General features: G+C 43.4%; 26 protein-coding genes. 7 read left to right on the top strand and 19 right to left on the bottom strand.

Annotated elements, in window-relative coordinates; all coding sequences use genetic code 11:
• Positions 1 to 27: 27 nt before the first annotated feature.
• The gene (locus ACRD67_RS08170) at positions 28 to 1467 is read left to right on the top strand and encodes a serine hydrolase domain-containing protein (RefSeq protein WP_430966637.1); all 1440 of its coding nucleotides are present in this window, start codon (positions 28 to 30) and stop codon (positions 1465 to 1467) included.
• 32 nt (positions 1468 to 1499) lie between these two features.
• Here ACRD67_RS08170 and ACRD67_RS08165 read toward each other — a convergent pair whose 3' ends face one another.
• From ACRD67_RS08165 to rpiA, 7 genes are all read right to left on the bottom strand, one after another.
• Positions 1500 to 1910: a hypothetical protein gene (locus tag ACRD67_RS08165; RefSeq protein WP_430966636.1), complete on the bottom strand. Its 411-nt coding sequence runs from the start codon at positions 1908 to 1910 to the stop codon at positions 1500 to 1502.
• Positions 1911 to 1998: 88 nt separating this feature from the next.
• Complete coding sequence (locus tag ACRD67_RS08160; protein ID WP_430966635.1) at positions 1999 to 2520, bottom strand: GNAT family N-acetyltransferase; 522 nt, start codon at positions 2518 to 2520, stop codon at positions 1999 to 2001.
• Positions 2521 to 2548: 28 nt separating this feature from the next.
• On the bottom strand, positions 2549 to 3439 hold the full coding sequence (locus tag ACRD67_RS08155) for an ankyrin repeat domain-containing protein (RefSeq protein ID WP_430966634.1): 891 nt from the start codon (positions 3437 to 3439) through the stop codon (positions 2549 to 2551).
• 1135 nt (positions 3440 to 4574) lie between these two features.
• Entirely contained in the window at positions 4575 to 5126 is a 552-nt protein-coding gene (locus tag ACRD67_RS08150; protein ID WP_430966633.1) for a hypothetical protein, read from the bottom strand.
• A gap of 15 nt (positions 5127 to 5141) precedes the next feature.
• Positions 5142 to 5516, bottom strand: a complete 375-nt coding sequence (locus tag ACRD67_RS08145) for a hypothetical protein (RefSeq protein ID WP_430966632.1) — start codon at positions 5514 to 5516, stop codon at positions 5142 to 5144.
• Positions 5517 to 5641: 125 nt separating this feature from the next.
• Positions 5642 to 6139 carry a hypothetical protein gene (locus ACRD67_RS08140; RefSeq protein ID WP_430966631.1) on the bottom strand — a complete coding sequence of 166 codons (498 nt, stop codon included), beginning with the start codon at positions 6137 to 6139 and terminating at the stop codon, positions 5642 to 5644.
• Positions 6140 to 6288: 149 nt separating this feature from the next.
• Positions 6289 to 6969 (bottom strand): ribose-5-phosphate isomerase RpiA, encoded by a 681-nt coding sequence (gene rpiA, locus ACRD67_RS08135; RefSeq protein WP_430966630.1) that lies wholly within the window; start codon positions 6967 to 6969, stop codon positions 6289 to 6291.
• A gap of 141 nt (positions 6970 to 7110) precedes the next feature.
• Here rpiA and ACRD67_RS08130 point away from each other — a divergent pair, with 141 nt between their 5' ends.
• Positions 7111 to 7851, top strand: a complete 741-nt coding sequence (locus tag ACRD67_RS08130; RefSeq protein ID WP_430966629.1) for an HAD family hydrolase — start codon at positions 7111 to 7113, stop codon at positions 7849 to 7851.
• A gap of 34 nt (positions 7852 to 7885) precedes the next feature.
• Here ACRD67_RS08130 and ACRD67_RS08125 read toward each other — a convergent pair whose 3' ends face one another.
• From ACRD67_RS08125 to ACRD67_RS08095, 7 genes are all read right to left on the bottom strand, one after another.
• Positions 7886 to 8329 (bottom strand): SRPBCC family protein, encoded by a 444-nt coding sequence (locus tag ACRD67_RS08125; RefSeq protein ID WP_430966628.1) that lies wholly within the window; start codon positions 8327 to 8329, stop codon positions 7886 to 7888.
• 53 nt (positions 8330 to 8382) lie between these two features.
• On the bottom strand, positions 8383 to 8784 hold the full coding sequence (locus ACRD67_RS08120) for a hypothetical protein (protein WP_430966627.1): 402 nt from the start codon (positions 8782 to 8784) through the stop codon (positions 8383 to 8385).
• Between the two features lie 73 nt (positions 8785 to 8857).
• On the bottom strand, positions 8858 to 9385 hold the full coding sequence (locus ACRD67_RS08115) for a hypothetical protein (protein ID WP_430966626.1): 528 nt from the start codon (positions 9383 to 9385) through the stop codon (positions 8858 to 8860).
• A gap of 93 nt (positions 9386 to 9478) precedes the next feature.
• On the bottom strand, positions 9479 to 9856 hold the full coding sequence (locus ACRD67_RS08110; protein ID WP_430966625.1) for a hypothetical protein: 378 nt from the start codon (positions 9854 to 9856) through the stop codon (positions 9479 to 9481).
• Between the two features lie 100 nt (positions 9857 to 9956).
• Positions 9957 to 10322, bottom strand: coding sequence for a hypothetical protein (locus tag ACRD67_RS08105; RefSeq protein ID WP_430966624.1), 366 nt, complete (start codon positions 10320 to 10322; stop codon positions 9957 to 9959).
• A 67-nt stretch (positions 10323 to 10389) separates the two neighbouring features.
• Positions 10390 to 10986, bottom strand: a complete 597-nt coding sequence (locus ACRD67_RS08100) for a hypothetical protein (protein WP_430966623.1) — start codon at positions 10984 to 10986, stop codon at positions 10390 to 10392.
• Between the two features lie 221 nt (positions 10987 to 11207).
• Complete coding sequence (locus tag ACRD67_RS08095; protein WP_430966622.1) at positions 11208 to 11687, bottom strand: DUF695 domain-containing protein; 480 nt, start codon at positions 11685 to 11687, stop codon at positions 11208 to 11210.
• A 1306-nt stretch (positions 11688 to 12993) separates the two neighbouring features.
• On the opposite strand from ACRD67_RS08095, the gene ACRD67_RS08090 reads away from it, so the two are divergent.
• Together ACRD67_RS08090 and ACRD67_RS08085 are read left to right on the top strand one after the other, a co-directional pair.
• Positions 12994 to 13836 (top strand): hypothetical protein, encoded by an 843-nt coding sequence (locus ACRD67_RS08090; RefSeq protein ID WP_430966621.1) that lies wholly within the window; start codon positions 12994 to 12996, stop codon positions 13834 to 13836.
• A 321-nt stretch (positions 13837 to 14157) separates the two neighbouring features.
• Complete coding sequence (locus ACRD67_RS08085; RefSeq protein ID WP_430966620.1) at positions 14158 to 14595, top strand: hypothetical protein; 438 nt, start codon at positions 14158 to 14160, stop codon at positions 14593 to 14595.
• Between the two features lie 36 nt (positions 14596 to 14631).
• Here the strand turns inward: ACRD67_RS08085 and ACRD67_RS08080 are convergent, their stop codons facing one another.
• Positions 14632 to 15180 carry a hypothetical protein gene (locus tag ACRD67_RS08080; protein ID WP_430966619.1) on the bottom strand — a complete coding sequence of 183 codons (549 nt, stop codon included), beginning with the start codon at positions 15178 to 15180 and terminating at the stop codon, positions 14632 to 14634.
• 450 nt (positions 15181 to 15630) lie between these two features.
• On the opposite strand from ACRD67_RS08080, the gene ACRD67_RS08075 reads away from it, so the two are divergent.
• Entirely contained in the window at positions 15631 to 16017 is a 387-nt protein-coding gene (locus tag ACRD67_RS08075; RefSeq protein ID WP_430966618.1) for a hypothetical protein, read from the top strand.
• Positions 16018 to 16056: 39 nt separating this feature from the next.
• Here ACRD67_RS08075 and rsgA read toward each other — a convergent pair whose 3' ends face one another.
• Positions 16057 to 17121 carry a ribosome small subunit-dependent GTPase A gene (rsgA, locus tag ACRD67_RS08070; protein WP_430966617.1) on the bottom strand — a complete coding sequence of 355 codons (1065 nt, stop codon included), beginning with the start codon at positions 17119 to 17121 and terminating at the stop codon, positions 16057 to 16059.
• A gap of 136 nt (positions 17122 to 17257) precedes the next feature.
• Entirely contained in the window at positions 17258 to 18466 is a 1209-nt protein-coding gene (locus ACRD67_RS08065) for a patatin-like phospholipase family protein (RefSeq protein ID WP_430966616.1), read from the bottom strand.
• A 261-nt stretch (positions 18467 to 18727) separates the two neighbouring features.
• Between ACRD67_RS08065 and ACRD67_RS08060 the strand changes: the two genes are divergently transcribed.
• Positions 18728 to 19102, top strand: a complete 375-nt coding sequence (locus ACRD67_RS08060; protein WP_430966614.1) for a DUF2784 domain-containing protein — start codon at positions 18728 to 18730, stop codon at positions 19100 to 19102.
• Positions 19103 to 19162: 60 nt separating this feature from the next.
• Here the strand turns inward: ACRD67_RS08060 and ACRD67_RS08055 are convergent, their stop codons facing one another.
• Positions 19163 to 19459, bottom strand: coding sequence for a putative quinol monooxygenase (locus ACRD67_RS08055; RefSeq protein ID WP_430966612.1), 297 nt, complete (start codon positions 19457 to 19459; stop codon positions 19163 to 19165).
• A gap of 20 nt (positions 19460 to 19479) precedes the next feature.
• A complete protein-coding gene (locus ACRD67_RS08050; protein ID WP_430967155.1) occupies positions 19480 to 20421 on the bottom strand; it encodes an NADP-dependent oxidoreductase in 942 nt (313 codons plus the stop codon).
• Positions 20422 to 20652: 231 nt separating this feature from the next.
• Between ACRD67_RS08050 and ACRD67_RS08045 the strand changes: the two genes are divergently transcribed.
• Entirely contained in the window at positions 20653 to 21024 is a 372-nt protein-coding gene (locus ACRD67_RS08045; protein ID WP_430966610.1) for a winged helix-turn-helix transcriptional regulator, read from the top strand.
• Positions 21025 to 21053 lie beyond the last annotated feature (29 nt).

The raw sequence follows: 21053 nt of genomic DNA, 5'->3' as shown, positions 1-21053 counted from the left end.
AATTCCCAACACTTAAAAAGTAAACCTATGAAAAAAGGGTTGCTCCTATTGGCAATGTCATCGGTCCTTTTCTTGGGATTTGGTCAACAAACCGATCAGGATCGGGAAGCATTGGTCCGGTCCATGGGCGAAGCACTTATCGGTAAAAAATGGATGCCCCCCGGAATCTCCATAGCCATAATGCAGCACGGAAAAATGGTATATGCGGAAGGATTTGGGTACGCCGACCTCGAAAACAAAAGGCCGGTGACGACCAAAACGCAGTTTCGTGCCGCCTCGGTTTCCAAAATGATGACCGTAACCGCCCTGGCCCGATTGGTTCAGGAGGGGCGCGTGGATCTTGATGCCCCAATTCAAAAGTACATTCCGGAATATGACCAAAAACGCTATCCGATTACCGCTAGATTGCTTGCAGGGCACCTTTCCGGTATGCCCCATTATTCCTCAGGGGACAACATTCAAAAAAAGTTCTACAACTCCGTTGAAGCATCGCTCAGGGTATTTTCGCACCACGACCTTCTTTCCGAACCCGGCACGGAATACAAATATTCAACACACGCCTATACCCTATTGTCCGCGGTAGTGGAAGGGGCAGGGGGAACGCCCTTTTTGGATTACCTAAAGAAATCCGTTTTGCAACCCTTGGAAATGCGCCATACCGGTCCTGATTTAAGGGCCCAACCACCACAGACCATGACGGAATTGTACGGGCTAAAGGACGGAATCCCAGAGAAAATTGAACATCCTGAAGATCCCAGCTACAAATGGGGCGGCGGTGGTATGGTGTCCACGCCGATCGACCTTGTTAAAATGGGCAATGCCTATTTGAATGGTTTTATACGTTCAAACACCGTAGCCCTGATGTTCAAAAGTCAGCAATTGAAGTCGGGCAGTGAAACCGGTGTTGGAATCGGATGGCGGCGCAGTTGGGACATGGACGGCCGCCCTGTCTTTGAACATGCCGGTGCTATGGGCGGTGCCAGAAGTATTTTAAGCATTTTTCTCGACGACGGCTTGGTCATCGCCATTATGGCCAACACCTACAGCCCTGGAAGTATTGAGGAAACGGCACACATGATAGCACTACCTTTCCTTGGGGAAGCAAAACCGCTACCACAACCCAGGGGTATGTCAGAAATAACCATTACGACCTTTAATTCCGAAGGGGAAGAAATTATAGCTGAGGGGCTGCTTATCCTGAATGGGAAGACGGACCGCCTGGTGTTGCATCCCGACAGTCCCGAAAAGCAAACCTACCCTTTGATTTACATGCAAAGTGACAATATCTATGCGCTTGCCCACCCCCGTGGTCTGTTATATACGAAGATCGTCCTAGCACAGCATAAGGTGTCCGGGTTTACGATGCGGTATAGAAGCCCTAGAAACGAACCCCCAACATCCGACCAGCCGTTTTTAAGATTTGAAGGGAAGTTACAGGGTTTGAAGGGCGATACACCGGAAAAATAAGGCGTGTTTGTATATTATCAAAAAGATCCACCTTAATTCCGTCTCAGCTCATATCGGTACAGCCCAACATCATTGCTGTCCCTGGATAAAACCAACTCATCTCCTCTGATCGAATAGTCATAGGTTCCATTTAGAATTAGGCCCCAATCAAATTCGGCTGTCCAAAAGTTTTCATCACTGAACAATACCACCGATTTTTGCACCGTAAACGTGCCGCTCCCCCCTGCTGGAAACCTTCCAGGCCCGGAGCTGCTTGAAAATTTCCCACTGGCAAAGTTGACGGTAACGGGATTGGAGTGGGCCTCCCCATTCTTGTATTGGACCGTAAAAATACCGTCGTACGTACCGTTTATGTTATTTGGGTTCGTACCATCGTCGCTGTTACAGCCTAGGGTCAACAAGAGCAGTCCGATTAGCAGTACTGGGAAAAACTTGGATTTCATCGCTTGTTTTTTTTTAAGATGTGCGATTGCGCCAAGGTTGCGTCCAAGGGCAGTAAACCACTCCGGAGGTACCCTAGGTATTTAAACCTTAATCCCTTATTATTTCGGTCACAATATAGGTCAAATTGGATGGCATGGCATGATGATATTTAAAGTCCGTATCCAACATTGGCCTACCCCCTATTTTAAGTACCGCCCGTTGCGAACGTATATTGGTTTTATCCACGTAGAGCACTACCGTGCCGCCCTTTTCCAAAATATGATTCACCATAAGCTTCTTGATTGCCCTGTTGTAGCGTCCGCCCCAATATTTCTTAGCCAGGAAGGTCCAGCCGATTTCCACGATTTTTTCCGCTTCGTCTATCATTTTGAAGCGACTGCTCCCAATAATCTCGCCAGAAGTGGCATCCACTATGACCATGGCCCCGGAAGCATTTAGCGATTCTTCAAAGAAGGGTAAGAAGCCTGCAGGTGTATATCTATCTTTTGTAGGGTGTTGTTCCCAAATGGATACGTCCGAAGCCACGGCGAACAACGCCTGATAGTCCTCTGCCCGTAAAGGCCTAAGGAGGACGAGGTCACCTTCCAGATGCGGTTGCAGATCGACCATTGTTTTTACTGTTATACAATGAGGTTCATTAAACGGTGTCCTGCCCTATAAATTTTTTCCATGCCATCTGTTTGGCGTCTGAATCCAGAAGAGTCGGGTGCCTACGGTGATAATTGATCCCTGGGGCGGTAATACCACGTTGCAGTAAGGAAACCAGCATTTCATCTTCCCAATTACCACAGTACATCTGTGCTATGTCCTCATTGGACAGGTCTATTTGGGGCCCTATATCTTCCATGGCCGCAAAATCCCTACAGCTATAGTCAATACGGTCCAGAAAGGCACAGTTGGCGCAACTCTTTTCTATAGTAATGGCGAGTTCATAGTGTTGGGATATTCGGTCGCGCTCAACATCAACGAATGTCTTGGCATGGGCAATGGCCTCGGGCAAGCTAAGTTTACCCGCTACCGTGGCCCTGGAAAGCATCGAATGGATTCTCTCACCAGAGCAGCGCTCCAACGCTGTCCTCCCTTGCCCGTCCCGTAGGTTGGGGTTGGCTCCACAATGCAGCAAAGTTTGGGTAATAGTAGGGTAATTCGACTCAGCCGCTATCATAAGGGCGGTGGTCTGTTTTTGATAAAGATCGGTCCAGCTAGCATCAGGATCCGCACCATGTTCAATTAAGGTACGCACAATTTCTGCCATGTTTTCCGAATCCCCTTCCAATACGCCCACGGTTATCACAGGCACTTTCTGGTCGCCCGCACAGGTGTTCGGATCCGCTCCGTTGGCCAAAAGCTGTTTTACGTCCTTAACGTTGACATTCTGAACCGCGCTGATCAAAGGACCGGAAAGCTCTTTGTTGTACTGCGGCTTTGGTGTTGGTCTTGGCGGTCTGGTGCCCGCTTTCTTGCTCGCCGGCATGGAAACGCTGTCCTTGGATTCCAGTCCGAACCATTTTTTCAGGAGTTTTATCATTTTTTGAGAAATTATGGGTTGCCGGGAACACTATTGCTCTTCCTAAATATCGGAAAATAAAGTCAAAGACGGGAGTGTCCTTTTTTCAGTGTTCCAGTCTAACAATTTTAGTAACGGTCATACATCTCAGGTCTCGATGAATCGGATCCATGGTTGTGCCGGATTTTCCATAGGAGTCAATGGTTCAAATACTTCTTAGGGATGTCTTTCCCGTCATTGGCGCTCATTGGGCTGATTGAATCGATGTCCAATCTTTTGCCAAATGACAGCATTCCCGAAAGAGCAATTGTCCGAACATCTCTGGACGGGTCAGATTTCATTGATTTTTGTTATAGTTCCGATGCTTTAATGCCCAAACAAAGTTTAAAAGGAAAATGGCTATCGATATCAAGTTTAACAACCAAACAACTCGGGGTTCAACATGGCCAACCTTCAAAAGAACAATTGTCAGGACAATGACGCTTAAGTGAGCAATGGAATACACCTTGTTCGTAATGGCCTTGATCAGGGCCAATAGACCGTAGCCCAATAGAAAGAGTAGCCACTGAATATTATTGGTCCAGAAAACCCAGTTCGAAATATCCCAAGCCCAACCAACCGTTTTGTTTATGCCATATTGAAGATCAAACAAGTAGACGAATGCTATGAATAACAAAACAATAAGAAAGAACATTCTCTTCTGGATAATATCCATAGGCTTCATAACTAATTAGTATTTTAACATCATTGGGTATTCATAATTACTATAGCCAGTTTAAAACGGTCTTTGATTGTTGGATTTTACTTTTTAGCAGATTCTTCCTGTACCTATCTGCTTTCCTTAATTATATAGAGGCTGTCCATTGCCCATACATAAATTGGAACAGATACCCAGCTCGTTAAGACCATAGCCCATGTCCAATTCCATTTAATGGACCGTTTCAACTGCTTGTATGACCAGATTCTTTTGAGAAGGTAAATAACAGGTATGAGACCCAGCAAAAATACCATAATGTTTTGCACATGGTAAGCTTTCATACTTGGTGCAAGCCAATGAAAATTGGTTGGGAAAAACAACATAAGCATATACGTCCACGTGATAAATGCAGGAACTGTAAGGATTATTTTTTGTCTTGTGCCCATAGGTTGTCGTACGTCAGTCCAAATCCATTTTATTCCTGTTTTTAGTAAACCTGATCAGCAATCTGGCCAGTCGCCCCAAATTGGCAAGGATAAGGTATCCAACTATGAGATTTACGCCTGATATGAACCACCTAAAATAATCCCAAAATTCGGCAAGTCCTGGTGCCTCAAAGGGACTTAGCCCTGTGGCCGAAATTTCCTGTTTAAAACCTAGGTAGCAATAATGCAGGAATTCGGGTAGATGATCCAGTATTAAAAACCCACTGATGAACAACAAGGCTATCTTGACGATTTCAAGGCTCCCCAAGTTTCCAAAATCGATTCGGTCATCATCAAAACTCTTATCCAATTTTAGCACATCAATTATGAGGTCCGTTTTTTTAAGCAGCAACAGAAACATCAATAGCATAAAAATGGCCGAACCACCTAAGATGAGAAAGGGCCAAAAAGACAATTCATACGTAAAATAGCTTATGTTGAGAGGTAGGTAGTCAAATACCAGTAGTAATAGAAGATACAGTGCAAATAGTCTAATAATTATCCTAAAAAAATCTCTTTTGGTCATTGGTATAATTTTTTTTTAATGTAGCCTCGAGATCTTTGGATTGCTTAGGGCAATTTTCAGCACCACCGAATCCCCGACACGCACCAAAAGCCTGTTCTTCCAGATTTCAAAATCCGTTGTATATTTTTTCCCTTCCACCATATAATCGCAAGTAGCCTCCTGATAATAGTTGCCCCTGCCCCAATGAACCATTCGCTCATTGGTCACCACACCGCTTACATATGCCGTTTTTCTTCCAAAAAACTTTAGGTCATCGGTCCACCAATAATAGGCAATCACAAAACCAATTACTACAATACATGTCGCTAAAATGGTTTTTCGTCTTTCCGCCTTTCTAAAAGCCGCATAGCGTATTCGCCATTCATCGATTTTTTTTCCTTTTTGGGACATCCGTAATTATGCCTATTGGATTGGTAATAATCGTTTCTCAAACTTTGCTAAAGTCCTATTAAAATGTATGGACCGCTTGCAGTGCCGTTCTGATTTTTAGTCATTAAAGGTTTTTCGCCTTGTCATCAATTCGAAAATAAGGGCTCACTATTGTCCACACCACTTTTAACAAACCAGGTTATGGTATGCTTTTGGGGTCTTCGCTCGGTTACCGTTCCTTTGTTCCTATCGTACCATATCGCATCAAACTCTCCCTTTGTGGTCAGTACAACCCGCCATTCCAGGTCTAGCAATGTACTATCTGCATACGTAGCAGTTAGCTTGTCCCAGTCTGTTTTTGACAAGACTTGGGCATCCAAATGCGCTATGACCTCTGTTTCATCCAATACGGCGATCCAGATAGGTTCTGATAAATGTTCTATACTATGCGTTTTTCCCTTAAATCCCCATCCGATTTTTATCTCGGCTCCACCTCGTATATGTTTGATCAACGCTTCCTTGCTGCCCATCAGCGTGTTGCCTTCCCTATCATTTTTGTAGGCAATTTTGTAGTTCAAATCTGTTTTTTCCGGCTTACAGGAAATCACCAAAATCATTATGAATACAATTAAAACTCGATACATTTTTTGATATAATTTGTTAAACAATCACTTTTATTAATGAACCCATTTGTTTTAATCCTTCTAATTTTCAGTTGTGAAATTGCTTCTCCCGATCACCCTTTTCTTGACTTGTTATTTTTCTATTCCCTTTTTGAGACTACTTCAGTGCATCAACGCTTGTTTAGCGTGGTTGTTTCTTCTCCGTTCCCAACGATCAATATATCCGTAGACTCCAGAAAAAGCCCTGTTTCAACAACGCCCGGGGTTTTTAAGAGCGCTGTGTTTAACTTGCCCAGGTCCTCATAGGCAAGCACATCGATGTCTATAATAAAATTGTTTTCGTCCGTCCTATAGGTAATTCCATTGACCGATCTTAGGACAGGTTTCAGTGCCTGCGCATGCAATTGGGCCATAATACTGCCATGGGCAAAGGGAATAACTTCTATGGGCAATTTGAACTTCCCCAATTTATCGACTTTTTTGCTCGAATCGGCAATAATGATGTTCAACTTGGAATTATGGGCCAAGATCTTTTCTTTTAACAAGGCCCCACCTCCCCCTTTTATCAGTTGTAAATTAGGGTCAAATTCATCCGCGCCGTCTATGTTTATGTCCAACATTGTTACCTGGTCCAAGCCGGTCAGGGGTATACCAAAATCCCTTGCCAAATTTGCTGTTTTTTCGGATGATGCCACTCCTGTTATCGTAAGGCCTGTGGCAATTTTCTTCCCCAGTTTCCGAATCATATGTTCAGCGGTAGAACCAGAACCAAGCCCCACAACCATTCCGTTTTTAACATACGTGAGCGATTCCTGGGCAACCCGTTTTTTTTCATTTTCTATGCGGTCCATTCCCATTTAAATAGCTGTTTCCCGTTTAAAGATATCCAATCCGCTTTAGTTAGGGGTAATCATTTGGTCACAAAATAAGGTTCGCTTTTTTCAATGGGCTCTTTTCAAATCCCTTAACTTTATGGAGCGATATGATTTAGAATGATAAAAGCCATAATTTTTGACCTTGACGGAACGCTGATCCAAACCGAAGTACTGAAAGCGACTTCCTATGCCCAAGCCATCAATCAGTTGACCCAAGGCGACATCGGTGAGCAAATAGTGTTGGACAGTTTTGGACAGTTCGTAGGGCTATCAAGAAAGGAAGTGGTACATGGTTTGACCCAACACTTTGTAACAGAGCTCGGCAACCATTTGAAAACAAGCAATTTACAAGTGATCCAGGAACGACTTATCGAGAAGCGGTTGGAGATATACCGTGCTATTCTCGAGGATACCGAGCGTTTATCCAAACACTTTTGTCCATTTACCCTTGGACTTTTCCACAAGGTGCACGCGGATAATTTCCGTGTTGTTCTGGCTACAATGTCCCATTTGCCTGAGGCCAAAAGAATTACCTCCATTATGGGGGTTTATGAGAAATTTGACCTGATCCTTACCCGTGATGACGTCAGCAAAGGAAAGCCCCATCCAGAAATTTATGAAAAAGTGAGAACCATCCTAGGTTTAAGGCCGGAAGCGTGTCTGGTGATCGAAGATTCCGTGAATGGCATAAAAGCCGGTCTCCATGCGGGGATGCATGTTTTTGCCGTAACCAATAGTGTTACCAGGGAATCGGTCCATAATTGTAACCTGCTACCGTCAGCATATATTGTTGACAGCCTGGGCGATCTAATTCCAAGGGTATATGGCTTTATCGAGGGCCAGAAAAAAATTCTCTAGGACCTAAATGCCCTTTTAATTCCTTATGGGCGTTTTAAGTTTCCCTTGCAAGCCCGTCCAGCTCTTCCTTCAATACGGCCATCCGTTTGGGCACATGGCCTTCCATACCTTTAAAGGTTTCCATGTAGTTCGCTATTTGAGGCCCGGTGGCCTTTATGTGTTGCGTTAAACGCGTTCCCGCACCCTTATCCCTAAATTCCCAGGAAAAGCTAAGCGACATATCCTCATTCTCTGTATGGCCCGTAATCGTAAACCGTTTGCCTTCAACAACATCGGTCAGTTCCCATTCTTGTATGGATGTCTTGGTTATGGTCCGCCCCTTGGTGCCCGTGGCAAATGCACCGTCCAGTTCAATATTTTCAATGCCCGGTTCCATCCTGACCTGATTGGACATATCCGACAAAAATTCCCAGGTCGTTTTTCTTGAAGCCCGTGTATGAATGGAATGTTTAAAATTCCAAGTGGTGGGTTTGTTCATGTATTTCTGGATTATACCCGTCCGGTTGTGATTCCTGCCTACAAGTTGGTTCCTTATGTGCTGGTTTTTTTTGTCCTTCCCAGTACCTGGGCCAATACCAGGAGCGTAAACGCCATTCCAAATCCCAAGACCCCAATATTAATTCCCAATAGGGTCTTTTCGCTTCCATCCAAATACTTCATAGAGCCCCCATAACTGTCCTGAAGCATATAGGCCAATAAGAATCCTCCAGTAACCAGCATGCTCAAAAGCGTGCTTATACGGGTCTCTTTTTTGAACCAGACCAGCCACAGGCACAAAACACCAATGCCCGTATTGGTCATCAGCTGCCACACCTCATGAATTCGTACATGTGGCGTCCAATCCGGATTGAACACGTGCGTCCCGTTGATTTCCAAAAAAGGGACTGCCACCGCATAGAGAATGATACTAAAAGTTATGGCAAATCTTTTCATTGTTTATTTATTTTGCTAACGGATATCTCGGCTATGATTCCTGCCTGCCAGCAAAGCCCGCTAAAAAGGAACGTTATAGCCATTGTGGTAGCATCTTCTTTTTGATGAGCAACAAGCCTACCAATACCAATCCAACTCCAATACTGATTAAATTCAGCCTTATTCTGTTGTTTTTTTGAATTTTGTGATATTCCCAAATTCCATCAAATGTGTTCATAAGAATGATAAAAAGAACCGGTATGACGGAGAGTACTAGCAGTTGAAAGAACATTGCCGTATCCTCTATTTTTTCACCAATCTCATTTCTAATCAAATTAACGCAAACAAAATAGAACCACCCTGTAATAAGTACCCATCCAACCCTATTTTTAAAGAATAGACCTATACCAAAAGATAGTGCAAGCATAGATGCACTAAACATGTTCGTAATCTTAAATGAATAGAGCATGTTCGGAAAATAGTATTTTTTATCCCATTCCCACATATTGGAAAGTACCTCGTTGAATTTACTTATTTCCCATACCCATATGCCAACAAAAAACACGAATAGCAATCCATAAATGGCGTAGGTGATGCGTTTTTTTGTTATTGTTTTATTCATGCTTTTCTGGTCACATAGGTCTCAGCCATGATTCCTGCCTTTCGGAAAAGACCGCAAAAAAAGAACGTCATAGCTATTGTTATTTACTGGCTTTTAATCCAGTTTTATTTCTATTGTTTTATTCCCAACATCAATTTCAATCCATTCAGCTTGAGATTCCAAACCAGGAATACATTCGGACAATTCTTTTCCTTTAGCATAATTGCTTAATGCCTTTTTTCCGAAATGAATTGTTGCTTGATAAACGTCCTGTCCCGCTTTTCCAATCCATGCTTTGGTTTCGATTTTCCGTTTGTCATTAAGGTGTTTTTTAGTCGATTGTATATCTGGAAACCAAGAAATTCCATCACACCAAAACCCTTTTAAATTTGGGTCGTCCGATTTTTCCAATTCGTGACAAATTCGGTATTCCAATCGTGCACAAAAATCTTCATTAAACGGCGTTTCGATATTTTGTTCGGTGTTTGTCATTTTTTAGCTTGCAACCAACGATCCTGGCTATAATTTAAATGTAGGAAGAATTTTTATCCTAGGTGAATTGCCTGCTAAGTTATGGGGTTTGTTAGAAATACTATTTTTTGATTTCGGACAGCTTCGGATTAAATTCAACCTTGGTTTCCTTGAACCAGCTAGTTTCAATTTTGGCCCAGGTCTGCCTGGATTTATTATTTTTTGTTTTCAAGTCGACTATTCGATAAAAAGTTTTTTCATACCGCACGGCACCATTGTTGATTTGAGGCTTACCAATGGTTACCTCAATTTTTTTGAAAGGCCCCACCCTAAACACGCCAGGGTATTTTGAACTGACATAGGTAAACCCTTTTTTGTTTAGCAACGGTTCAATGACATCCTTAAAATCGCGCTTTGTATTGACCTTCCAATAAACAAGCCCAAGGAAGGATGCAATTAAGGCTGAAATAATAAAGGATGTACTCATTGGTTATTAAATTATCGGATTAGTGAATTGGATTTGGTTGAATTGCAGCAATCGATGTGCGTTGTTTTTATAACCCATTTATACTTTTCCAAGCACCCATAGTCTTCGGATGATCATTATCATTCGGGTAATATCTGCTTACAAAGTCAAATAGTTCCACAGTCAACAAGACAAAGGCTCCATCATTACCACAGCTTATAGGATAGAACTGCTCATTAGAGCCCTGTATTCTCAATTCCGAATTAAGCATCTCTATAAAGTTTACATAAGCAATTCCCCAATCCAAACCTGAAAATTGTCCCTCGAATGCAATATATTTATTTCCGTTTAGCTCAATGGTATGTTTCCAACCGTTCTGTTCTTGTTCACTTTTTTCATTGCTAAACTCCAATTCCAATCCGAGTTTTTTAAAAGTCCTTTGGACTTGGCCCAAGTATTCTGTTAATCCGCCAATTTCGAAAAGTTCTTCACAATCCACCCAGTAATATCGGTTATCCATAAAATCTAGCGTTTCTCCTCTCAATTTACCTTCGAAGAAATTCAGATCTGTATATGATTTTTCAAAGTTAGTTTTTGTTTCGTCAAGTTCAGACACGTCAGTTAGCTCAAAAAAGTCCAGTCTTTCCAGTTCGGACACAATCTCTTTTCCATTGAGTTTTTTCAATGTTTCCTTCTTCGGATTGACGTTCCGAATTTTAGAGCTTGCGTTGTCCTTTTTCGAGTTACAACTCAGTAAAATAGAAACCAGGATCAAGAGAATACTATGTTTCATTGGCTCTTTCAAGTTGTAGTAACATATGTATATGATCAATAATCATATATCCCTTCTACATACATGTAATCGTTTTTATATAGCATAGCGAGCAAGCCGGTGATAGTACACGTTCACTGTATCAGACCAGATACATTATCCCAAGTGAGGTCTTTTTCCATGTTGAAGTTAACCCTGCGTTTTTCCTGAATCGCATCAAAAAAGGTGCTGGTCTCTTCCTGATTAAACCGAGGCAGGTCAATATAAAATATTAAATCTCTAAATCCATTTTGTGTTACTCGACCTATGAAATGGGTCTTGTGCTTCTTTAAAATAAACTTTTCAATGGAGTCTTCCAGTTCATCCAAAAGAATTGATTCTGCTTGAAGTGGCATTTTTCTATCGTCAACTTCTTGAAGTTCAAGAGTTACCTGAACCCACCAAGGGAAGTATTTTTTGTTCGGATAATTGTCGTATGCCTTATTGATATTAGAAAATCCGAAGAAGCCATTTTCATCCGAAATTTCACTGACTTCAAATAATTCATCGGGATAGATCGGTTCAACCGGTCCATACTTCTTGGGTTCCTTTTTTGAAAATAGATTTTTAAACATTTTGGTCTTTTAATGCGTACCAACAATTGGTTATAATTATTTCCTAATATCGGAAAATATAGTCAATGATGGTGTACAGTTCTTCCATATTGTTTAAAAACCTACTTTGCTCATCCAAAAGCACGCTTGACTCATTATGCCTTTCCTGGGTTTGTGAATCGGTTTAATTTTAGGAAACCAAAATCCACCCAATGAGGTTTCTTACAACATTCCTGTTTCTAAGTTTAACTAGTTCGATAGCCAAAGCACAAAACGACTCGATCAAACCGACAACAATGGATAGTATTTATGTGGAAGCTGAACAGCAGAGTGGATATATTGCTTTCAAGTGGATGGACTTATGTGGAATTAAATGAATATGGGAGGCGAATAAAGGACAAAAATGTATCCGATGGATATATATTTCTTTCGACCAAAGAACTGATCGATCTATCACTCAAAAAGAAAAAGACCATTGGCGTGCTTCGAGTTGTACATAGAGTTGCGGCCCCGGACACCGTCGACATAAATTTTGGTACAGTACACATAACAACTACCAGAAAAGTGCATTTTTATAAAGGACTAAGGTTTAAAAAGGCGGAATTTACCATTGGTTGTGGTGGAACAGACGGATACCAGCCCGATATACGATTTGTACTTGATAAACAGAAAAACAGTTGGGAAATACTACATAGTCGGTATGTTTCCAAGTCGCAATGAAATGGTATAGAAAAAGGTATTTGACCTACCTACTGGTAAACCGGCAGGCCTTGGCCCCAGAGAGAAAGGGTTTTTGCAATCCTTTCATAGATTTGCGTTTGTTCGGTAGAGGGTCTACGGCAAGGGTATAGCAACGTAATCCATATATTGGCTAAGAAAGGGCGTGGACCTCTCCGCAAAGTGGAAAAAAGCTGAGCGCTCCCCCGATGCTCTTGTTTATTCCTAGATGATCAACAGCTTTGAGAAGAAAATACCACACCCTATTTTGGATTGTCCCAAGTACCCTGCCGAATAACTGAACACCTTGTCCGCCATTGGTTTGGTTGTTTTAGTTCAAGCCTGTAAAATAAGCGTAGATCTTCATCCAGGAAATACCCATTTAAGGGGATATTTTTCCTCCTTCGCGTAAACGCTTCGGAGGAGTTGTTAGTTGACAGTTTGGCGATTAAGAGCGGGTGTGTGAACAGGTCAAGGAAAAAAGCGTTAACTCAAGTGGGATTGTATAAAAAACATTTATTAGGTAAAATGCTTTAATTTGCACATACCGTATAATGGATGCATAAACAATAATCAGCATCTATCGTTAAACCAACATTTAGAAACACCTATGGGAACTTGGGGAACCGGAATTTCTTCAAATGATGTTTACGTAGACATTAACTATGCTTTTTTTGAATTTTACAATCAAGGACTTGAAGTTACCGAAATAACGGAACGGTTAATTGCGGACAACAAGGATTTGGTCAATTCATACGAAGAGCAGAATAATTTTTGGATTACCATTGCAAAAGCGCAATGGGAGTGCAAAGCCTTGGATCCCAAAATACTTGACCGTGTAAAAAACATCGTAGAATCGGGTAAAGACATTGCCCTATGGAAGGAACTGGATGCCGGTCAAAGTGATTTGACCAAGCGAGAAAAAGTATTGGCAGCGTTTCTTGCTAAAATTCAAACAGAGAAAAAGAGCGTCAGAAAACGCGTAAAGAAAAGGTATCGAGATGCGATATATGAAAAAGGAGACTGTTTGATTTTTCAACTATCCGATAAGGACTACTGTGGGGCCTTTGTCCTGGAAAGTGAAAAAAATACGGAGTTCGGACTGAATTTGATAGTACTTACTGATATTAAATCGAAAAACAAACCTTCCGCAACAGACTTTGAAAATGCTAATGTGCATTTTTCTATGGAACAACAGATAACCAAGGCATTTAAACCTGTAGCACAGATTTTTTGGTATCATGCATCGCTACACAAAAAATCCCAAACTAAATTTGAGGTTGTAGGGCGATTAAAAGTCTCCAAATCTTTTGACGCAAACAAAGACTATCCACGTTTTTCCAGTTGGGATAATATGCCCCATTTTTTGGATACCTACTATTCGGACTTAGAAAATAACAACTGTAACGTTAAACTAAAGCTGAAAAAACTAAAGAAAAAATACCTGTTCTAGTTTAACTCAGAATTAGTTGCAAACAATTCCCTCCTTCGCGTAAACGCTTCGGAGGAGTGGATGGTTGGCACGCCTTCGCCAAGGCTTCGGAGGAGTTCTTAGTTGATGGTTGATAGCCGGAAATGTGCAGTAGGCAGTGGGTAATGATAGTGGAGATTCCTCGCAGGCTCGGAATGACAAATCAATGCGTACTGTCATTCAGAATGCAGCGCAACATCCCAAACCTTGAACTTGCGCTTGTACCTGAACTTTGGAATACTCAATTCCATTTTGTGAAAGGGATTAAAATAATTACTTTTCAGAAACACATTCCTATAACCAATGAAAACCCGAAAGATTATTGCCACCCTGTTTGTCCTGATCGCCATTGTGCTGGGCGCCATCCTGTTTTCCAAGATTGCGTTCCCGGATACCTTGGACGGCTATTTCAAAAAAGCGTATTACAACCAATTTGGACCCATGGCCATCAGCGTTGAGCTTTTGATTGCCGGAATATACCTGTTCCGCGGACACCCCAAAACCAATTTTGTCCTGGCCCTGTTCGCTTTTACGGCCTTGCTGGACCCCTTTTTTAACCTGATCGGATTGTTCACCAGCCAAGTCCCGTTCTATGCCATGGTACTCTTTGTGATTTGTGCGCTGGTGGCGCTGTGGTTGGCCTTTTCCAACGCCTTTCAACTGGGGCGTATCTCCTTTTTCGCGGCTTTGGGCAGTTTTATCCTGGGAAATGCCGTAGAGCTGTTCTTTAACTACTTCTAAGTGGCTCCGAAGGATGATAGATCGATCAATGCTCGTTTATTCCTGGCCTGACTTTTTAGACAGGTACTTGTCCGGCAAGGGCGTGTCTTCCGCTTCATGGGTGAACATGGTGCTGGCAATCCACCAGCGGCCGTTGGAGTGCACGAGCTGATAGCTATTGATGCCCCGTTTCTCATAGGTGCCCTTTAGGTTTTTGCTGTAATAACTCTGGAACACATTGGCCATGCCGTTGAATTCGTTTACCGTTAGGCCTATGGCGTATTCCTCAAAGCCATCGCGCTTGTACAAGGGTCCCACATTGCGTATAAATTGTTCCAGATTCATGGCCAGTACCCTACTCTTGCCCTGTTTATTGGTTTGTTTGAACATTTTTTGGGCTGTGGGCAGAAACAGGCTGCGGTATTCTTCCCAGTCCCTGGCTTCCCCAACATCGCCGGATATCAGCTCCAGCATTTTATCGGTAATGCCCTCTATGGTCTTTACGGCAAGGGTGTCCTTTTGCGCTTGCAGATTGGTCTGAAAGGCGATTATGAGTACGAGTAAGATGATACGTTTCACGATGTGTTCGTTTAGAGGTGTTGTCATTTTGCGGATTGTTTTTATGATCGATGATTTCAAAAGTTAACTGGCGCTCCCTATTATCGGGTAGGTGCTCCAAGATAACCAAATTTGTAGCGTCGCGATCCAACGCGGACGTTATTTTAAGGGAAAGCACGACTGTTTTTCTGCGGAGGTTAGGGATAAACAACTAAACCTGGAGCGCCCAACAAGCGTTTGGAGAAAAATTGGTCTTTATTTCTTTTCCGATGTTTTCCAGTGGAATATGCCCTTTGGTGGTGCCCTTAGGAGTTCAGGGAACGGATGTCGCAGGAAGCGGCCTAATTAGTGGTTTTACCCGAAATAACGGTTTTTGGGCAACCCTATATCGAGAACAGCTTTTCTTTTTCATTGCATTTATTTCCATACCCTTAGGAAATAAAATCGTACCTTATAGGGGAAGAAGGGGTTATGTTTCAGGTCCAAAAAATACTGTTTGTGTGGAGCCTCGCTGCTTTGGTAACCTTGGCGTTTACCTGTAATGAACGGCATAACAAACCTGCCGTGGAACAATCCATTGAGCCGCCCATAGAAAACGTGGAACCCCTTACCGAAGCAACCCCCACATTTTCGCAAGCCTCTGAAGGTACCCGTCTGGCATTGATCCAACCCTGCGGCCGCTGTCATCAAAGTACCCTGGCATCACATAAACCCAAGGCCATTGCTATTTTTGACCTTGATGGGAGGGAACAATGGCACGATCAGCTTTCGGAGGAAAACTTGGAAGGCTTGGGCAGGCGTGCAAAAAACAATGATGGGGTCTCCGAAGAGGAATTCGCCCTTATCGAAGCCTTTATATCCCAGAAGCGCTCGCAGTTACAATAAATGACGATTTAAAAAGCGTATTGGTACGCCGTCCCCACTTTAATACTTATTGTCCCTTCTTTTCTTTACGGCCTGCTTGATCAGTTTTCCCAATGCCTTGTCCTTCTTTTTGCGCTCCTGTACGTCCGATTCAAAAAAAGACTTTTCCCTTTCCATTTTTAGAAAATTGGTATAGGAATCGGCATCTATCTCCCCACTTTCAACTGCCTCCAAAACGGCACAACCTGCCTCATTGCTGTGGGTGCAATTCTTGAATTTACAGTTTTGGGCGTATTGGAGAATACCGTCAAAGGTTATTTCCAGACCGCTTGGCGCATCGGTAATGCCCACTTCGCGCATGCCCGGATTATCGATCAAAACACCTCCCTGGTCCAGGACGATCAGCTCCCTATGGCTGGTGGTATGTTTTCCCTTGTTTACGCTGGCGCTTATTTCGCTTGTTTTCATCCGCTCTCCGCCGGAAAGCGCGTTGAGCAAGGTAGATTTTCCAACACCCGAAGAACCCAGTAGACAATAGGTTTTTCCGGGAACAATAGCATGTTCCAAAGCATCATATCCAGATTGTTGGTTGCTTACCGCTAGTATCGGTATCCCCTTGACCCGAGCATTGATTTTGGTTTTGATAGATTCCAATTCGGACGTGTTTATCAGGTCGGTCTTGCTCAGTACAATAATCGGATCCACCTTGGAGGCATTGCAAATGGTCAGGTACCTTTCCAATCGGTTCAGGTTAAAGTCGCGATCTACGGCCTGCACGATCAGGCCATAATCAATATTGGTGGCAATGATCTGCAGTTGTCCGGTCTTGCCCACGGCCTGTCTTTCTATAAGCGAAGTCCGAGGATATACGGCATGAATAAGGGCCTTGCCCTCGTCATATTCGGAAAAGGCCACCCAATCCCCCACAGCTGGGAAGTCGGCTCTGCTAGCCGCGGTAAAGCGCAAATTGCCAATAAGTTCGGCATCAAACTCGTTTTCAGGGGTTTTTACCACATACCGCTCCCTATGTTCAAGTACCACACGGCCCACTTCAAAGGCGTCCAAATTTTGTGCATTTCTGTGCTGCTCTAGCGCTGTGGTATATCCTAAATCCTGATAGGTCATGGTGCTTTGTCGATAACAAAATGGATGGCAAAGATACTATGTGGGACCTAAAACCCTGTATTTTTTACGAGCTTTCTTGGCGTGATGGTATCCCAAGGTCCATATCCAATAGACAAAGGAAAAGCAAGGCGGCAACCTAGACCCCCCAACCCTTCCATTTGTCCATGGCCGTCCGGTAGGTCTTGTCCCCTTTGATGAACACTACATCGTTGTTCCGTTTGATTTTGAACTCTATGGGCTGGTTGGCGATTTTCCCCTCCTTCCATTTTTCAAAGCACTCCAAAAGGGCATGGATCTCCTCATCTTTGGCCAGATCCATATCAAGGGCATACAACTTGTACAAAAGTGGAATCACCTCTGGAGGCGTATTGGAGTCGCTATGGATCAGGGGCGACAACCTAATGAAATTGTCATCTACGGACTTAGTGGTCGTAGCGCTTAAAAACATCATGGCAATGTAATTTGCCGTGTCCGGTGGCTGGTACAAGATGGTCTTGGCCTGATTTAGAACGGTTTCCTTGAAAAACTTGGCCTGTGGCATCAGTTTGTTAAGGTTCCATTTTTTCCTTCGGTTCTTTATGGCGATCTGCTTCCACCTCCAAAAGGTTTTTTTGTCCTCGATCGACATAAGCTTGTTCCCCGTACCTACCGAAACGATCCTAATGTCTCCCAGGGGTACCCCCGTTTTGTACGCCTCAATGATTCCGGCCAGGACCGGATTGTTGAAACCGCCCAGGGCCCCGTCCCATAATTCGTAAAAGACCTCGTTCTCCCTGGCCTTGAACCGTGCCGGAAAATCAAAATACTGTACCGGTGCGTTCGATGAACCGTGAATGGCCTGGGTCAGTTTTACGGAGTCAAAATCACTGGGATCGGAGCTGTAGGATTTAAAGAATTTTGCCCGATTGTTGAGCGCGTCATAGGTGCAAACCACGATTTTTAGGGATTCCCTGCCAATAAAAGCGGGCAGCTCGGACATCTGCCTTTTATGTACTTCCCGAAACAAGCCTTCAAACGCGTTCTTTTTCCTGGTAGAACTGTACTTGGGGCCAATACCCAATCCGAACAAGCGCAGATAGTCTACCGGAAAAAAGCGATCCCTAAAACTGTTCTTACTGAAAATACGTTCCCGGTTGTCTTTATCCTTAAAGAGGGAAAGCGCCTCGTCCAAGGTCCAATTTTCGGCCAAAGCCGCCAAGACGATACTACCACCGGAGTTGGCGATGACCAGATCGTATTTTTTAAGTATTTCGTGCCCGGCAACATTGCCATACCGATCCCTGAGCGTCTGCATCTGCAGGATGGCCCAACTTCCTCCCCCATCGAGTGATAAAATATTGTACATCGCAAGAATTTTATTGAGACATTAAAACAAACCGTATTGCTGGTACTTCAATATGCCTTTGGGGGAAGCGATAAAAAGGCAGGAAGTCCGGCGTTTAGTGAAGTAAAAGGTACCGTATTTGATCGGAAATGAGGTACAGTAAAACCTTATTAAAACTAAGGTTTTCGTTTTTCCTCCCTAGTGTCCAAAAGCAGACACTCCAGTTGAGGTCAAATCACACCACTAATTTGGCTATCTTTTACCCAAACAAGCAAGAGCGATATGAACGAGGTGCTCCTCCATTTGGCGAATGCCTTTTTTTACGTATTCCATACGGTACTGATCCTTTTTAATCTGTTCGGATGGCTGTACCCCAAAACACGGAAGCTGAACCTGATCACCCTGCTGGCAACCTTTGGTTCCTGGGGATTGCTGGGACTGTGGAAAGGCTGGGGCTATTGTTTCCTAACGGATTGGCATTATGAAGTCCTCCGGCAATTGGGCGAACAGGGTATGCCCCATAGCTATATTGCCTTCCTGGTAGAAAAAATAACGGGCTGGTTGCCGGAGACCGGATTGGTAAACGCCCTTACCCTAGGGTTGGCCGTTCTTGCCCTGCTGTGTTCCCTCTGGGTAAACCTGCGTATGCGAAAATAACCCATAGGGTTTGTCCGAGGCACTTGGGCTATGGCTGTCTTGATAAAAGTATATCAGGATTTAGCCGATTGGGGTCATCTCGTTCAGTGTAAACTCGGCCACGGCCCCGTCAGTGGCTTTCATATACTCCGCTAGGTGTGCATTGTTCATATGTTGTTGCCACAGTTCGCGGCTCTCCCAGTTTTCAAAGAACAAAAAGAGGTTGGGATTTTCGTTGTCCTGGTGCAAATCGTAGTTGATGCACCCCTCCTCTGCCCTAGTAGGTGCTATAAGTTTTATCAGTTCTGCCTTTACCAGATCCCGTTTTTCTTCTTTGGCCCAAATTTGGGCCACTATGGTCAATTGCTCGTTTTTCATCTTACTGCTGTTTTAGATTATTATACCGTTACCACTACTTTTCCCACAGTCCGGCCACTTTCCAATTGTTCATGGGCCTTGGCCATGTCATCGAAAGCAAAGCTTGCCGAAATATGGGGCTTTAAGTGCCCGCTTTCCAATAGTGTTTTAAGCGTGTTCATGTCCTTGCCGTTTGACCGTACCATAAAATGGGAAACCTTTACCTTACGTGCTTTTGCCAAAGCCAGTATTTCCTCAGAAAATTGGAGTGTAGATATCGTGACAACGGATCCGCCTTCTTTCGTCACAGTAAGGGAATTGTATAGCATGTCCCCATTGAACATGTCGAACACAAAATCGATGTCGGTCAGCACCTCTTCAAAGGCCTGCGCCCGATAGTCAATATGCTCATCGGCACCCATGGCCAGGACAAAGTCCCTGTTTTTGGCAGAACTGGTAGCCACTACATAGGCACCCAGCCATTTGGCGATCTGTACGGCAAAATGCCCCACACCCCCCGAACCTGCATGTATAAGGACCCGATTGCCTTTTTTTACCCTGTGTTGCAACACCTGTAGGGCGGTCAACGCCGCCAAGGTGGTTGCTGCTGCTTCCGCAAAGGAGGTGTTGGCCGGTATTTTTGCCAGATGGTCCTCTGGAGCCGTCACAAATTCGGCATAAGCATTTCCACTTCCTGGAAAGTTGACCATGCCAAAAACCTGGTCACCAAGCTCAAATTGGGCAACCATGTCTCCTTTTGCCACCACCGTTCCTGCTATATCCCAACCCAGAATAACCGGACCCAGCGCCCCATATATCCTAGTGAGCACGGTTTCATTGGCCCGTACCTTGTAATCCACGGGATTGATCCCAATGGCCTTTACCTGCACCAGTACCTCATGGTCCTTGGCTACCGGCCTTTCAATTTCCTTGTGGGTCAGATTATCAATGGGACCTGTTTTTTCCAATAGGATTGCTTTCATCATCGTCTTTGTTTTATCGTTGGTAATGTACTATCAAAAGTATAGTGACGAAAGTAAGCCGATTTTCATCACCATGCAATAACGGTCAAATTTGATAGTATGAATAAAAAAGAAAATAAATATACTATATTATTGATATACAAATGTTTACATATTAAAAATTTTACTATGAAAAGTATAGTTGTATACATTGTTATAGTGTGTTATTTTTGTTCGATAAAAAATAACGCCATGGACGTAAAATACAAGAAAAGACTCATCAGGTATAACGACAAACTATTTTCCTGCACCACAAGTATCGCCATGGAACTCATTGGCGGGAAATGGAAGAGCGTGATCTTGGTCTATTTAATCGATGGTAAAAAAAGATATAACGAACTGCGAAAACTGATATCGACCATTACGGAGCGTACCCTAAGTCTACAACTAAAACAGTTGGAAAAAGATGGATTGATTTCCCGAAAGGTATACGCCAAAAAACCACCGCTAAAAGTAGAATACGCCCTTACTCCCTTTGGTGAAAGTTTGGCCCCCGTTCTGACCTCCATCGCGGAATGGGGCATGAACGTTGCACAAGACAAAGGGGAGTTTCTTAAAGCGTAACAGTGGTACAAAAGATATATGCCCTTCCT

It is taken from the genome of Eudoraea algarum, assembly GCF_050589645.1.
Taxonomy (GTDB): domain Bacteria; phylum Bacteroidota; class Bacteroidia; order Flavobacteriales; family Flavobacteriaceae; genus JBNGOQ01.
The sequence above is the reverse complement of the archived record's forward strand: the minus strand, read 5'-3'. Positions and strand labels throughout refer to the sequence as shown.

Bases quoted from the DNA above. Each gene is read 5' to 3' on its own strand.
- ACRD67_RS08170 (WP_430966637.1), top strand. From the start codon at position 28: ATGAAAAAAGGGTTGCTCCTATTGGCAATGTCATCGGTCCTTTTCTTG.
- ACRD67_RS08165 (WP_430966636.1), bottom strand. From the start codon at position 1,910: ATGAAATCCAAGTTTTTCCCAGTACTGCTAATCGGACTGCTCTTGTTG.
- ACRD67_RS08160 (WP_430966635.1), bottom strand. From the start codon at position 2,520: ATGGTCGATCTGCAACCGCATCTGGAAGGTGACCTCGTCCTCCTTAGG.
- ACRD67_RS08155 (WP_430966634.1), bottom strand. From the start codon at position 3,439: ATGATAAAACTCCTGAAAAAATGGTTCGGACTGGAATCCAAGGACAGC.
- ACRD67_RS08150 (WP_430966633.1), bottom strand. From the start codon at position 5,126: ATGACCAAAAGAGATTTTTTTAGGATAATTATTAGACTATTTGCACTG.
- ACRD67_RS08145 (WP_430966632.1), bottom strand. From the start codon at position 5,516: ATGTCCCAAAAAGGAAAAAAAATCGATGAATGGCGAATACGCTATGCG.
- ACRD67_RS08140 (WP_430966631.1), bottom strand. From the start codon at position 6,139: ATGTATCGAGTTTTAATTGTATTCATAATGATTTTGGTGATTTCCTGT.
- rpiA (WP_430966630.1), bottom strand. From the start codon at position 6,969: ATGGACCGCATAGAAAATGAAAAAAAACGGGTTGCCCAGGAATCGCTC.
- ACRD67_RS08130 (WP_430966629.1), top strand. From the start codon at position 7,111: ATGATAAAAGCCATAATTTTTGACCTTGACGGAACGCTGATCCAAACC.
- ACRD67_RS08125 (WP_430966628.1), bottom strand. From the start codon at position 8,329: ATGAACAAACCCACCACTTGGAATTTTAAACATTCCATTCATACACGG.
- ACRD67_RS08120 (WP_430966627.1), bottom strand. From the start codon at position 8,784: ATGAAAAGATTTGCCATAACTTTTAGTATCATTCTCTATGCGGTGGCA.
- ACRD67_RS08115 (WP_430966626.1), bottom strand. From the start codon at position 9,385: ATGAATAAAACAATAACAAAAAAACGCATCACCTACGCCATTTATGGA.
- ACRD67_RS08110 (WP_430966625.1), bottom strand. From the start codon at position 9,856: ATGACAAACACCGAACAAAATATCGAAACGCCGTTTAATGAAGATTTT.
- ACRD67_RS08105 (WP_430966624.1), bottom strand. From the start codon at position 10,322: ATGAGTACATCCTTTATTATTTCAGCCTTAATTGCATCCTTCCTTGGG.
- ACRD67_RS08095 (WP_430966622.1), bottom strand. From the start codon at position 11,687: ATGTTTAAAAATCTATTTTCAAAAAAGGAACCCAAGAAGTATGGACCG.
- ACRD67_RS08090 (WP_430966621.1), top strand. From the start codon at position 12,994: ATGGGAACTTGGGGAACCGGAATTTCTTCAAATGATGTTTACGTAGAC.
- ACRD67_RS08085 (WP_430966620.1), top strand. From the start codon at position 14,158: ATGAAAACCCGAAAGATTATTGCCACCCTGTTTGTCCTGATCGCCATT.
- ACRD67_RS08080 (WP_430966619.1), bottom strand. From the start codon at position 15,180: ATGACAACACCTCTAAACGAACACATCGTGAAACGTATCATCTTACTC.
- rsgA (WP_430966617.1), bottom strand. From the start codon at position 17,121: ATGACCTATCAGGATTTAGGATATACCACAGCGCTAGAGCAGCACAGA.
- ACRD67_RS08065 (WP_430966616.1), bottom strand. From the start codon at position 18,466: ATGTACAATATTTTATCACTCGATGGGGGAGGAAGTTGGGCCATCCTG.
- ACRD67_RS08060 (WP_430966614.1), top strand. From the start codon at position 18,728: ATGAACGAGGTGCTCCTCCATTTGGCGAATGCCTTTTTTTACGTATTC.
- ACRD67_RS08055 (WP_430966612.1), bottom strand. From the start codon at position 19,459: ATGAAAAACGAGCAATTGACCATAGTGGCCCAAATTTGGGCCAAAGAA.
- ACRD67_RS08050 (WP_430967155.1), bottom strand. From the start codon at position 20,421: ATGAAAGCAATCCTATTGGAAAAAACAGGTCCCATTGATAATCTGACC.
- ACRD67_RS08045 (WP_430966610.1), top strand. From the start codon at position 20,653: ATGGACGTAAAATACAAGAAAAGACTCATCAGGTATAACGACAAACTA.